This window comes from uncultured Corynebacterium sp. (assembly GCF_902489365.1).
GTDB lineage: Bacteria > Actinomycetota > Actinomycetes > Mycobacteriales > Mycobacteriaceae > Corynebacterium.
In genome coordinates, this window is sequence record NZ_CABTZR010000024.1 from 1 (window position 1) to 12388 (window position 12388).

Sequence of the window (12388 nt, forward strand, 5' to 3'; positions counted from 1 at the left end):
GCAGGCGCTCGACCTGCGAACTATTCCGTCTTCATGCACGCCGAATAGCTCACCAACCTTCTTCTGGTTGGCGGGTGTGGCCAATGTAGACGCGGTGTAAGTGTGCGAACCGGTCGGGTATGCTGGTTGCGCGTTTCACGAGCGCAATCTAGTGGACGTAGATTTCTAGTCCCCACCCGCGACCGGAGCGAGAAAAGCCTCTCTGATGAGGGGGCTTGACCTGGCTGAGCAGAGACGAACTTAGCGAGTATTCGGGCGTTGCGGGTCAGTCAGGAAGTGACAGGGAGCTCCGTCAGTAATGCTGGCGGGTGTCCGGCTGCACTGTTGGCGGCGTCTAGCGTGTACTAGGTACTACATGGGGGTGTTGGAGGCGCCACGACTCGGTGGCGTTGCGTCAACTTCTACTTGGAAAAGCTAGTTCTTGTGGCTAACTTCAAACAGATCATCGCGATGTGCATTGAAGGTGATGGGGTCTCTACACGTTTACAGCCAACTGCCCGCGCAAACACATGCAGATAAGCGTTTGGTGCTCTTGGGGCAGAGGTTTAAAAGCGTTCATTTGTTTGAAAATGCTGTTTTACTGCGGTCATAAAATGCGCCAGCTTCCCATACGGGCGCGTACGACGGTACGGTTCCCTCTCTAACTGGGCGTGGTTCATTGAAAAGCGTGTGCCCCAGGGAAAAACTCCTGGGGCACACGCGTGTTTCTCTTAGCTCTTTAGAACCAAGAAAGTTAGGGCCAATCTACTTAACAACAATCTTTACCATTACCGGCTCGTCATTGACAGTTACTTCCTGACTACCCTTGAGCGCTCGCGCGGAAGAAAGGCTGGAAAGCCCCGAACAAGATGCGTTGATGGTATGCGAACCAGGTTCCAACGCGTAGAAGTACACGCCATTGGCATTAGTCGTGTGTACCTTTTCCTGCGAAAGACCAATAAGCTTACATTCGCCTGCCGGGTTACCACTGGAGGTTACAACTTTAATCGTTGATTCTCCTGCATTGGGCTTGGTCTGCCCGTCGTTGGGGAGACCTTGGCCGACAGTGATTGCAACAACTAGGGAAATAATGCCCAGAACGGTACCAATGAGTCCGAGAAGATTACTGGGGTTATTAATGAGAGCTCGAACCTGAGCTGGAACCGGGATCTGTGGTTGCATTGTTTTGGATCTCCTTAATGTCATTGAAGGTATTTAGCATGCTTGGGCTGATACGTAGGGCACTGTTTTCAGGGCAGCCAAGCTGACTGATGCCATGCGTGTGAATGCCGATGGCAGCGTTGTCTGTGGTATAAACTGGCGAGCCGCTTTGTCCGCCCGTGGTGTCTAAGTTATAGCAGAGTCGAGTTTGGGTTCCTGGCTGAAGGATTCCGCTCATTGTCCACAGTTGTCCGTAGTCGCGAATCAGGCTATTCCCCTTCTCTCCTGGAAATCCGGTGACAGTTGCTTTTTGCCCGGAGAAAGCGGAAGAAGTATCGCTCGGTTTAATTCCAAACCAGCTGGAAGAAATCGGCTTTGCAAACTTTACAACTCCCCAGTCGTGATCGGCGGACCCGGTAGTGGGGTATTTTGCGGATACCCACTTTTGGGACGCAAAGGTATAAGACCACTGGCTCCAATCTGATGGACGGAAAATGAGCTTTGGAGTCCATCTCTGCTCATCTACGTCGTAAAGGCAGTGGGCAGCCGTAATGAGAGTATCTGGTGAAATCATCCAGCCAGTACAATGGTTGAAGCCGTCTCGCTGGATCTGGACGATAGCCGGGTTGGGAGCCGCCTTTTGCCGATCATCGGTACCGATAATCGAGTAAGTCCCTACCGTGGTATCGCGGTCTTGGGAGGTCGCCGTGTTTGGAAATCCGGAAAGTCCAACTGCCTCTGTGCCAGAGTTGAGGTCATCGTTATCAGTTGCAATTGGCAGGAATAGCTCCTCGCCTGTTTCTGACACGCCCACCACAGAGTCGTGAAATGCCTGGGTTTGAGCATTTGCTACGGTGGGGGACAGACACGTTATTGCAGCCACTACTGCTGCGATAGTAGATTTCCGAAGAGAGAACTTCATGGGTGTCCTTTGCAGGGGAGAGATGATGATGTGTGGGGTGAGCTGAGGTAAGTCCCTTTCACCTTGCAGTGAATTATGAGGCATCGAAAAGGGCCGTGCAACCGTCAGGCGGTTTGATGTTGCCTCGTGCCCCCTCAAATAGGGGGTAGCCTCTTGTTTCATCGGGTCCGACTGGCCGGCTGCGCTGGGGATCCTATATAGGTTGTCAACCTCGTGGGTGGGTTAGTCGGGGTTGGTTTTCTCCGCGGGAGCTATATGGACGTGTTGTCTCCGGGCATGACTTTAAAGCTTATCCATGACGGACAAAACTTGGGACCCTTCAGACCGGTGGCTTGACACCCACACCGAAGAACCTGTAGCGCCACTGGAGTTAGCCAAGTAACAAGACTTCGGACGCCAAAGAGAAAAGGCACCACGCGCTGCCTGGGCGAAAGAAGAACTCAAACGGCGCGGCCGCCCAGACGGCGACCAGCCACATACGACGCCCACATCGACTACGAATGGAACCCCAGCCTAGGTGTAAGAAAAGGCTGGGTCGGGCGCTCCTAAATCCACGCGAAATGTCCCTTAAGCTCGGAGAAAAATGACCTTGAGTCCAAGGCTTACATACAAAACGCACACATTAAACTCAGGAGAGCGCTCTATTCAGACTCGGTTGGGGCACAGGCTGCGGCGATGATGCCAAGCGCAGCCAGTAGACCAATGCCACCGGCAGCGTACTGAGCCTCACGCGGGAAATTGCGAGTGAGCGACTCAATCTGCTTCTTCACTGGCTCAAGGCCTGGGATGTTGAGCTTTGCGCCGAAGCTTCCGAGGAAAGCCAACGGAATGGCGAGTGCTGCTGGGATGGTGAGGCCGAGGACCGTCGGCAAGCAGCGCTCACTCACAGAGGAACCACCTGCCGGGGCGGCTGGCTTGTCGCCGGACTTGACGGTTTCTGAGGTGCCGTCGGTGTAGGTGATGACGAGGTTACCGTCGGCATCCGTGGTCACGGACTTAATGCCGCGGCCGTCCTTGCCATCTTTACCGTTTGCGCCATCGCGGCCTGGTGCGCCATCGAAGCCATCGCGGCCCGGCGTGCCCTGGTCGCCCTTCGCGTCGGCGAGGGTACCGAGAATCTCAGAGGTGCCGTCGGTGTAGGTGACGACCACCTCGCCCTTGTCGTTGGTCGTCACGGACTTGATGCCACGGCCGTCTTTACCGTCGGCGCCGTCCTTACCGTCCTGGCCGGCGTCGCCCTTGTCGCCCTTAGGGCCCTTGTCGCCGTCCTTACCGTCCTTGCCATCGGCGCCGACGACCTTGCCAGCATCCTCGGTGGTGTCGTCGGTGTAGGTGATGATGAGATGTCCGTTATCGTCAATGGTGACGGACTTGATGCCGCGGGCGTCGTCAGTCGGCGCTGGGTCCTCGGTCTTGTCACAGTCCTTAAGATCGTCAGCAGAGCGGGAAACCTGGGCAAGGTTGAAGCCCACCTTGACCGGATCGTGGTCGGAGGAGCGGTACGGGTTATCGGACTCAAAGACGTCCCCGCCGGTGTAGTTGCGGCGAGAGTATTCCATGGCAATCGGCTCATCGGAGTTGATGTTCCAGGTCTGTGCGGCCTGGGCGTCGACGTGCTCGTTGGCCAGAATGTGGTCGAGGGAGCCGAGGCGGCCGGAGAACTGGTAGGAGGCCACGTCCTGCCAGTCCTCTTGTGCATTGAGCTCCTCTACCGGGATGGTGTAGCCGGCGTTGCGGAAGACGGAGATGGCGTCTTCCTTAGAGTAAGCGTTCAAGTCACCCATGACGAAGGTGGCCTTCTCCTGCCACTGCGGCTGCTTGGACAAACCATCGAGGACAGCCTGGGCGTGGGCATTGCGCACGTTCGGGTTGTTGCCCTGACCATCGCCGGTATCGGCGTCGCCATTGGCCACCGAGCCCTTGGACTTGAAATGGTTGGTGACCACCACGAAAGAATCTGGGCCCTCAGCAGCGCACTTGTCCTGAACCGGCATAAACTCAGCAGCGAGCGGAGTACGGGCGGTGCCCTTGAAACGCTCGTCCTCCAGCAAGGTGGCCTCACCTACTGGCTGGACGCGGTCCTTCTTGTAGATGATCGCAGTGCGGATGACATCCGTGTCCGCCGCGGAGTTCGCCGGGGCCTTGACGTAATCCCACTTTTCGGATTCCGCGCGGGTGTTGAGTTCATCTACGAGGTACTTCACAGCATCGTCGTAGGAGCCACCCACGGTATTCGCGGCGTTCTCAATCTCAGACAGGCCGATGACATCGGCGTCCAGGCCCTCCAGCGCGGTGAGGATCTTGCCCTTCTGGTCTTCAAATGCGGAGGCAGACCACGCGCCACGGAAGGTACCGCTGTCAGAACCCACGCCGTTGCCAAAGCGGTCCTTGTAGGACTTCGCGCCGTTGTCCTCACCTAGGTTGATGAAGAAGTTCAGCACGTTAAACGCCGCCACGGTGTAATCACCAGCGACCTGCGGAGCCTCCGGGCGGGCCGGGTCCCACGTAATCGGCAGGTCCGCGGTAGCGGAATCACCCGTAATCATGGTGGTGGGCTGGAAACGCCACTGCTCGTGGCCGTAGCCCAGGATGACGCCAGAGTCGGCAAACTCCACCTGGTTGGTGGTGCGGATGGTCTTCACATCCGAGCCGTTCTGCATGATGTACGGCAGCTTCGTCGACGCGCCATCGCGGGTGAAGTCACGGGTGGAGCCGTCATCCAAGATGACGTACTTCGCCGCGTTAGACGCTTCCATGTCCTTTTGTTCCTGAGTACCCGGGGAGACGATATCGGTAGGTTGGCGCAGCGCCTCCGTACCCGGGGCCAGGCCCAACTCGCCGTAGCGGTTGAGGCCGTAGTTGTCGGTCACCGTGTGTACACCGGGCTTGAGCAGCATGGACTCGAGCTTTTCGCGGGCCTCGTCGCCTTCCGGCAGGGCGTCGAGGGATAGCGGGGTGATGGCGGGGAGGGCGTCGGAAAGCACAGAGCCAGTGCTCAACGCGATCTGGGTCTGTCCAAAGTACTCATCAACGGTGCCGGTGACCTCGACAGACTCCCCAATTTCTGGGTAGAAGCCGGTGCCACCGGTGTAGACGAAGATGGCCTCCGAAGCCTCGGTCGGCGCGGTCTGGCCCGTGCCCGGGGTTTGAATGGTGAAACCGTTGAGGGACTTCTCACCCTGCCACACGGCGGTGACAACACCCTGGGTGGTGACGTTCTGGCCCTTGAGCGGGGACTCCGCGCCGGTGCCCTGGATCTCCGGGATGGTGACGGTGGAACCCGGCTCGGCCGGCTGCGGGTCCTCCGGCGCGGTTGCGCCGCCGGCGGACTTCGGCGTCGGTGTTGCACTGCTAAAGTCGGCGGCGTTGTCGTCGGTGTCGGTGCCGACGTCATCACGCTGCGCGGAGGTGGTGTTGCTCAAGGAAGAGGTGGGGGAGCCCTCGCTGAGCGACGCCGTCCCGTACCCCACGAGGTCCACCTCGGCCCCGGAGGCGTCGTAAAGCTTCACCGAGCCCTTGGAGCCGGACATGCTGAGACCGCCCTCTGCATCCGGGGTGGGCAGCGGCTCACCAGTGCCGCCGCCACCTTCCTGGATGAGGTAGTAGCCGCCAGCCGGGATGGAACCGTTAAGCGCGGTCTTTCCACCGGAGTTGCCCTTGGAGGAGAAGTACTCCACGGACCATCCGGTGAGGTCGATGGCGGAACCCGTTGGGTTGTAGAGCTCGATGAAGTCGTTGGTGAAGGGGGCGTTCTTGTTGCCGCCGCCACCATAGATCTCGGAGATGACGGCAGTGGAGCCGTCCACCGCGGCGCTGGCCTGGGGGACAACGACGCAGGTAGACACTAGTGCAGCGATGGCGAGAGAGCCGATGCGTGTGAGGCGCATGAGAGGTTCCTTTAATCAGCGAGAAAATGACAACGCATCTCGTTCTACCTGCCTTCGCCGCCGCGGGATACCGGAGGAAGAGGGGTGAGCTGGGGGTTAAGGTGGGATTCCCCAAGAATTCTTCAACCGTTTGGTTTGAGTTCATCACCCCCAAAGATTCCGAATCTTTCTCACTGGCGGGATAGACTGGCGGGGCACCTATACTCACGCACAGTAAGGCAAAATTTTCATGGCTCGTGTAGTTGTCAATGTCATGCCCAAGGCCGAGATTTTGGACCCGCAAGGTCAGGCCGTCGTCCGCGCGCTGGGTCGCCTGGGGGTTGCTGGTGTCAGCGACGTGCGCCAGGGCAAGCGCTTTGAAATTGAAGTTGATGATTCGGTCAGCGCCGAGGAACTCGAGAAGGTGGCTTCCACCCTGCTGGCCAACACCGTGATCGAGGACTACGAGGTCATCCAGTAATGAAGATCGGCGTTATTACCTTCCCCGGCACGCTTGACGACGTCGACGCGGCCCGCGCCGCTCGCACCGCCGGCGCCGACGTCGTGTCCCTGTGGCATGCGGATGAAGACCTGCGAGGAGTGGACGCCGTCGTTGTCCCCGGTGGCTTTTCCTACGGTGACTACCTGCGCTCCGGCGCTATTTCGGCGCTGGCCCCGGTGATGCGCGCAGTGGTGGAAGCAGCGAATAAGGGCATGCCGGTACTGGGCATTTGCAACGGCTTCCAGATTTTGACGGAGGCCGGCCTTCTGCCCGGCGCCCTGACCCGTAACCAGGGCTTGCACTTCCACTGCGTGGATACCTACCTCGAGGTGGCGAACGCACAGACCTCCTGGACCAGTGAGTTTGAGCAGGGCCAGCGGATCCTCATCCCGGCGAAGCACGGCGAGGGCCGTTTCCAAGCAGATGCGGAGACCGTGGAGCGCTTGGAGGGCGAGGGCCGCGTGGTCTTCCGCTATACCGATAACTTCAACGGCTCCATCAACGGCATCGCCGGCATCACCAACGAGGCCGGCAACGTGGTGGGGCTGATGCCGCACCCGGAGCATGCCATCGATCTTCTCACCGGCCCGTCCACCGACGGTCTGGGTTTGTTTGTGTCCGCCCTCAAGGTCGTCGCTTAACCCGCGCCGACGGTTATAAGGAGAAACAATGACCGTACACAACGACACCGTCGAGCAGGCGGCCGCGCAGCCTGAGCTGGACCAGCCCTACCGCGAATTGGGCCTGAAGGATGACGAATACTCACACATCCGTGAGATCCTGGGCCGCCGCCCCACCGACGCCGAGCTGACCATGTACTCGGTGATGTGGTCGGAGCACTGCTCCTATAAGTCCTCCAAGACGCACCTGCGCTATTTTGGCGAGACCATGACGGAAGAGATGGGCTCCAAGATCCTCGCCGGCATCGGTGAGAACGCCGGCGTGGTGGATATCGGAGACGGCAACGCGGTGACCTTCCGCGTGGAGTCCCACAACCACCCGTCCTACGTGGAGCCGCACCAGGGTGCGGCCACGGGCGTGGGCGGCATCGTCCGCGACATCATGGCCATGGGTGCGCGCCCGATTGCCGTGATGGATCAGCTGCGCTTCGGCCCGGCGGATGCACCCGACACCAAGCGCGTCCTGCCGGGCGTGGTCGACGGCATTTCGCACTACGGCAACTGCTTGGGTCTGCCCAACATTGGCGGTGAAACCGTTTTTGATGAGTCCTATGCCGGCAACCCGCTGGTCAACGCGCTGTGCGTGGGCACGCTGAAGGTGGAGGACCTCAAGCTCGCTTTTGCCTCCGGTACCGGCAACAAGGTCATGCTCTTCGGCTCGCGCACCGGCCTCGATGGCATTGGTGGCGTGTCCGTGCTGGCTTCTGACACCTTCGAGGACGGCGCGGAGCGCAAGCTGCCGGCCGTTCAGGTGGGTGACCCGTTCGCGGAGAAGGTCCTCATCGAGTGCTGCCTGGAGCTGTACAAGTCCGGCATCGTTGTGGGCATCCAGGACCTGGGCGGCGCGGGCCTGGCCTGCGCCACCTCCGAGCTGGCCGCCGCCGGTGATGGCGGCATGGAGATCAACCTGGACAACGTCCCGCTGCGCGCCAAGGATATGACCGCCGCAGAGATCCTCGCCTCCGAGTCCCAGGAGCGCATGTGCGCTGTGGTGACCCCGGAGAACGTGGAGAAGTTCAAGGAGATCTGCGCGCATTGGGATGTCACCTGCGCCGAGATCGGTGAGGTTACCACCGGCAAGCACCTCATCATTCGCCACCAAGGCGAGGTCGTCGTGGACGCCCCGGCCGGCACCATCGCGGACGAGGCCCCGGTCTACGATCGCCCCTATGCCCGCCCGGAGTGGCAGGATGCGCTGCAGGAGTTCAAGGGCGTCGAGAAGCAGGACCTCACCGTGGCGCTGAAGAAGCTCGTGGCCTCGCCGGCCCTGTGCTCGCGTGATTTCATCACCGAGCAGTATGACCGCTACGTGCGCGGCAACACCGTGCAGTCCCACCACGCGAACGCTGGTGTGCTGCGCATCGACGAGGAGACCGGCCGCGGTATCGCGGTATCGGCCGATGCCTCTGGGCGCTACACCAAGCTGGACCCGAACATGGGCACCCGCCTGGCGTTGGCGGAGGCCTACCGCAACGTGGCCGTCACCGGTGCCCGCCCGGTCGCCATCACCAACTGCCTGAACTACGGTTCCCCGGAGAACCCGGACGTGATGTGGCAGTTCCGCGAGTCCGTGCACGGGCTTGCCGACGGCGCCGTGGAACTCGGCATTCCCGTTTCCGGCGGTAACGTTTCCTTCTACAACCAGACCGGCGAGGAGCCGATCTTGCCGACGCCCGTCGTGGGCGTCCTGGGTGTCATCGACGACGTCCACACGTCCATCGGCAACGAGCTCGGCCTCGTGGAGGAGCCGGAGGTTCTCGTGCTGCTGGGTGAGACCAAGGACGAGTTCGGCGGTTCCATCTGGCAGCAGGTAAACGCTCGTGAACAAGGTCACGAGTCAGAGATGGGACTCAATGGCCTGCCGCCGCAGGTGGACCTGGCTAATGAGAAGCGCCTCGCAGACTTCTTCGTGGGCAACGAAGGCCTGACCGCCGCTCACGACATCTCCGAAGGCGGCCTTGCCGTCGCCGCGTTCGAGATGGCCAAGCGCAGTGGTGTAGGCCTGAGCCTGGATCTGTCCAAGGTTCATGAGGACGCCTTCGTGGCAGCCTTCTCCGAGTCCGCCTCCCGCGTGCTCGTGGCAACGACCGCTGACCGCGTCGACATGCTGCTGCACCGCGCTGAGGAGTGCGGCGTGCCGGCCGTCGTCATCGGCCAGACCACCGACAACGGTGAGCTGGACCTCGGCGGCGAATCCATCGCAGTTGCCGAGCTGCGCGAGGCTTGGGCGGCAACCTTGCCGGACCTCTTCGGCCACGCGGTGGGCGCCAACTCCGTCGTGGAGTAGACCACACGCACAGAACTGCAATCGGGCAGGGTTCTCGCGCCACGGCGAGGCCCTGCCCGCAGCGTCTAATTGCTCCACTCAGCGTTGTAGACTATTAGCAATAGCTGCGCACGGGGGCTGGGGAACAGAGATGGAAGACGTGAAGAGAAAAAGAACTTTGTATGTTTTTCTCGATGAGTCGGGGGATATGCAGTTTGGTGCAAAAGCCTCCACGCACTTCCTAATCACAGCATTTTGCACTTTCGATCCAGCAGGCACTGCGATCAGACTGCAAGCGCTGAAGCATGAACTTATGGCAGCGGGGAGCAAAGACCTTGAGTTTCATGCAACAGAGAATTCGAAAGGAACGCGAAAGCGGGTAATAGGCCGAATCAATGAGCTTGATCGGTGTCGTGTCCACACGATTTGGGTGGATAAGCGAATGACGCATCCGACCTACCAGTCTCCACCGCAGCTTTTAGGGCTTTTTGCTGGTGCAATGGGGAAGTGGATTAATGCGGTATGGGGAGACTCAGAGGTAAGCGAAGTAATCTTAATTTTCGACTCTGTTCTTACTGGCAAGGAAAGATCGGCGTTTGAAAAGAAGATAAAGCCTCTGTTGAAAGGTTTACAGCTAAAGTTTCGTGTGCTTTTTCATCCAGTAATACAGGATCTGAACGGTCAGATTGCTGACTACTTTTCTTGGTCATGGTTTCAGAAAATGGAACGAGGCAAGGGACAGTACGTTCAAGCACTTTCGCGGCGGCACAATTGGGGTCAATTCAATATGTTTTCGGCGGGAAAGACTTATTACTGGAGTGGTCCGGTCCGAAAATAAGCGACCGCCCCACCTACCGGCGTAAGCCGGAAAGCCTTCAGGGGCTCTTTCGGTGGGGCGGAACCTTTCGTCTTGAGTTTAGACCTTCATCGCCTGGGGAGGCAAGGGCGCTATCTGGAGATACTGAAGACGGGGTGAGGGGCCGATCCCGCCGTGAGGCGGCAGCCTCCTAGGAACCAACTAATTAAGCACCGATGGTGCGGGCGATAGTCTGGTCCCAACTCAGCTTCATCTGGTGGGAGAAGAGGTTGAAGGTGTGCGAACCCTGGGGGCTGAAGTAGCGGTTCACGCGCACCCCGGCGTTGCGGGCGTTGCGGGCGTTGCGGGTGAATTCCTCCGAGCACTGGTTGGCCACCATCTCTACCGCGCGGGGGCCGAGCCACTGGGCGGGGCTGTTGGTCCCATCGATGGGGCCCGGGGTGCCGGAGGCCGATCCCACGAAGACCTCGACGTCGCGCAGGCGCCCAGGGTTGGCGTTGGGGTCATGCTCGAACCACTGCGGGGAGCCCGGCAAGCCCCACGCATTGAAGGAGGATCCGCCGCCGTAGGCGATCATCGCGGTGGAGGTGGGGAAGCCAATCGCGCCGGAGCGCACCGGACAACCAGAGTAGGAGGCCGCTGCCTTGTAACGCTGTGGGGCGTGGCCAGCGATGTCGAGCGCGGCGCCGCCGGTGGAGGAAACACCGCCGATGGCATCGCGGCCGGTACCGTGGAACTCGGCGTCGATCAGCGGGGGCAACTCAGCGGTCATGTAGGTGTTCCACTTGTTGACCCCCAGGATGGGGTCCTCAGCATTCCAGTCGGTGTAGAGGGAGTACGCACCGCCAAGAGGCATCACCACGTTAACGTTCTTGCCCACGGCCCACTGGCGGATATCGGAGTGAGTTATCCAGTTCATGCCGGCCTGGCCACCCTCAATACCTGGCAGCAAATAGAAGGAGGGGCGGGGCTCTTCGCCCTCGGGGAGCAGGACGTTATTGGAAATCACCGCGCGGTTGGCCGGGGACCACACGTCCACCACCCAGTGGTTGCCGCCCACGTGGCGCTTTGAGGTGATGAAAGGCTTGTCGCCCAGCCAGGGCTGCGGGTTGGTCACGCGCGAGGAAACTTCACCGATGGTGCTGGACTGTGCGGAGGCAGAGCCGGCGCCTGCCGACGCCGCCCCCAGCACCACCATGGCTGCTGCGAACAGCGCCGCGGTGCGGCGAGGGCGCGAGACAAAGGAAAGCATAGTGCGGGTAGTTTACGTTGTCAGTGCCTTCGAACTGCAAATATCGGCAGGAAAGACGGCAAAAACTTTCGCTGCACCCTTGTCTGCCACAGTGCTTGGCCGTATAGTTACGGGTACGTAAGTTTTGGGAGTGAATGCGTTATGCGCATGACCCGCATCTCAGGCAAGACAAGGCCCCACTATGAACGCCCCCAGTGCTCAAAAATCGTCCCCGCAAGAATTTCCAGTTGAAGAAGGCTCCGTGCAGGAAAACAACACGATAGAGCAGCTCATCCAGCGCACGTACTGGATGGCGGATCGTGGCCCGCGTCCACTGACGCGCGGCTGGGGCCACTTCTTTGCAGCCATTGCCTCCCTGATTGCATCGACGGTTCTGATTACCTTTGCGTGGATGACGCTGCCGTGGTGGCAGGGGCTCGCGGTGACGGTCTACGGCGTCGGCGTGGTGGGGCTCTTTACGGTCTCGGCGCTGTACCACCGTTGGCCGTGGGTATCAATGCGCGCGGTGCAATGGTGGCGACGTGCTGACCATGCGACGATTTCGGTGTTTATCGCTGCGACTTACACGCCCTTGTGCGCCATTGTGCTGGAGCCAACGCAGGCGCTATGGATGCTGACCTCGGCGTGGGTGGGCGCCATTATGGGCGTCATCTTGAACTTGGTGTGGATCAACCACCCGCGCTGGCTGGATGTGGTGGTCTACCTCGTCCTGGGCTGGCTCATCCTGCCGCTGCTGCCGAACCTGTGGCAGTCTGCTGGTCCGGCCGTGGTGTGGCTGTTGTTCGCAGGCGGGGTGGTCTACTCGCTGGGTGCGTTGATGTACGGCTTTAAGTGGCCGGGGCGCAATGCACGCTGGTATGGCTACCATGAACACTTCCACACCGCGACGATTGCCGCGGCGGTGGTGCACATGGTAGCCATCTGGATGGTTGTGGCGGGCTAG

At 60.2% G+C, this 12388-nt stretch carries 9 protein-coding genes and 1 pseudogene; 6 read left to right on the plus strand and 4 right to left on the minus strand.

What is annotated here, in order from left to right; translation table 11 throughout:
- Positions 1-744 precede the first annotated feature (744 nt).
- Positions 745-1161 (minus strand): hypothetical protein, encoded by a 417-nt coding sequence (locus RDN59_RS05350; protein WP_146003854.1) that lies wholly within the window; start codon positions 1159-1161, stop codon positions 745-747.
- Positions 1115-2062 carry a serine protease gene (locus RDN59_RS05355; protein WP_175973309.1) on the minus strand — a complete coding sequence of 316 codons (948 nt, stop codon included), beginning with the start codon at positions 2060-2062 and terminating at the stop codon, positions 1115-1117. Before RDN59_RS05355 ends, RDN59_RS05350 begins: the two co-directional genes overlap by 47 nt.
- Positions 2063-2384: 322 nt before the next feature.
- Between RDN59_RS05355 and RDN59_RS05360 the strand changes: the two are divergent.
- Positions 2385-2611, plus strand: a pseudogene (locus RDN59_RS05360) (IS256 family transposase); the annotation flags it as partial.
- 92 nt (positions 2612-2703) lie between these two features.
- On the opposite strand, the gene RDN59_RS05365 reads toward RDN59_RS05360, so the two are convergent.
- A complete protein-coding gene (locus tag RDN59_RS05365; RefSeq protein WP_308606945.1) occupies positions 2704-5949 on the minus strand; it encodes an ExeM/NucH family extracellular endonuclease in 3246 nt (1081 codons plus the stop codon).
- A 229-nt stretch (positions 5950-6178) separates the two neighbouring features.
- On the opposite strand from RDN59_RS05365, the gene purS reads away from it, so the two are divergent.
- The 4 genes from purS (at position 6179) to RDN59_RS05385 (ending at position 10214) form a co-directional block, all read left to right on the plus strand.
- Complete coding sequence (gene purS / locus RDN59_RS05370; RefSeq protein ID WP_039676532.1) at positions 6179-6409, plus strand: phosphoribosylformylglycinamidine synthase subunit PurS; 231 nt, start codon at positions 6179-6181, stop codon at positions 6407-6409.
- Entirely contained in the window at positions 6409-7071 is a 663-nt protein-coding gene (gene purQ / locus RDN59_RS05375; RefSeq protein ID WP_010188961.1) for a phosphoribosylformylglycinamidine synthase subunit PurQ, read from the plus strand. The genes purS and purQ overlap by 1 nt, the downstream gene beginning before the upstream one ends.
- A gap of 28 nt (positions 7072-7099) precedes the next feature.
- Positions 7100-9397, plus strand: a complete 2298-nt coding sequence (purL, locus tag RDN59_RS05380; RefSeq protein ID WP_308606946.1) for a phosphoribosylformylglycinamidine synthase subunit PurL — start codon at positions 7100-7102, stop codon at positions 9395-9397.
- A 130-nt stretch (positions 9398-9527) separates the two neighbouring features.
- On the plus strand, positions 9528-10214 hold the full coding sequence (locus tag RDN59_RS05385) for a DUF3800 domain-containing protein (protein WP_308606947.1): 687 nt from the start codon (positions 9528-9530) through the stop codon (positions 10212-10214).
- Between the two features lie 184 nt (positions 10215-10398).
- Here RDN59_RS05385 and RDN59_RS05390 read toward each other — a convergent pair whose 3' ends face one another.
- Positions 10399-11445: an alpha/beta hydrolase family protein gene (locus tag RDN59_RS05390; RefSeq protein WP_308606948.1), complete on the minus strand. Its 1047-nt coding sequence runs from the start codon at positions 11443-11445 to the stop codon at positions 10399-10401.
- 289 nt (positions 11446-11734) lie between these two features.
- Between RDN59_RS05390 and RDN59_RS05395 the strand changes: the two genes are divergently transcribed.
- Complete coding sequence (locus RDN59_RS05395; protein ID WP_308606966.1) at positions 11735-12388, plus strand: hemolysin III family protein; 654 nt, start codon at positions 11735-11737, stop codon at positions 12386-12388.

Coding starts and splice junctions, on each gene's coding strand:
- RDN59_RS05350 (WP_146003854.1), bottom strand. CDS start 1,161: ATGCAACCACAGATCCCGGTTCCAGCTCAGGTTCGAGCTCTCATTAAT.
- RDN59_RS05355 (WP_175973309.1), bottom strand. CDS start 2,062: ATGAAGTTCTCTCTTCGGAAATCTACTATCGCAGCAGTAGTGGCTGCA.
- RDN59_RS05365 (WP_308606945.1), bottom strand. CDS start 5,949: ATGCGCCTCACACGCATCGGCTCTCTCGCCATCGCTGCACTAGTGTCT.
- purS (WP_039676532.1), top strand. CDS start 6,179: ATGGCTCGTGTAGTTGTCAATGTCATGCCCAAGGCCGAGATTTTGGAC.
- purQ (WP_010188961.1), top strand. CDS start 6,409: ATGAAGATCGGCGTTATTACCTTCCCCGGCACGCTTGACGACGTCGAC.
- purL (WP_308606946.1), top strand. CDS start 7,100: ATGACCGTACACAACGACACCGTCGAGCAGGCGGCCGCGCAGCCTGAG.
- RDN59_RS05385 (WP_308606947.1), top strand. CDS start 9,528: ATGGAAGACGTGAAGAGAAAAAGAACTTTGTATGTTTTTCTCGATGAG.
- RDN59_RS05390 (WP_308606948.1), bottom strand. CDS start 11,445: ATGCTTTCCTTTGTCTCGCGCCCTCGCCGCACCGCGGCGCTGTTCGCA.
- RDN59_RS05395 (WP_308606966.1), top strand. CDS start 11,735: ATGGCGGATCGTGGCCCGCGTCCACTGACGCGCGGCTGGGGCCACTTC.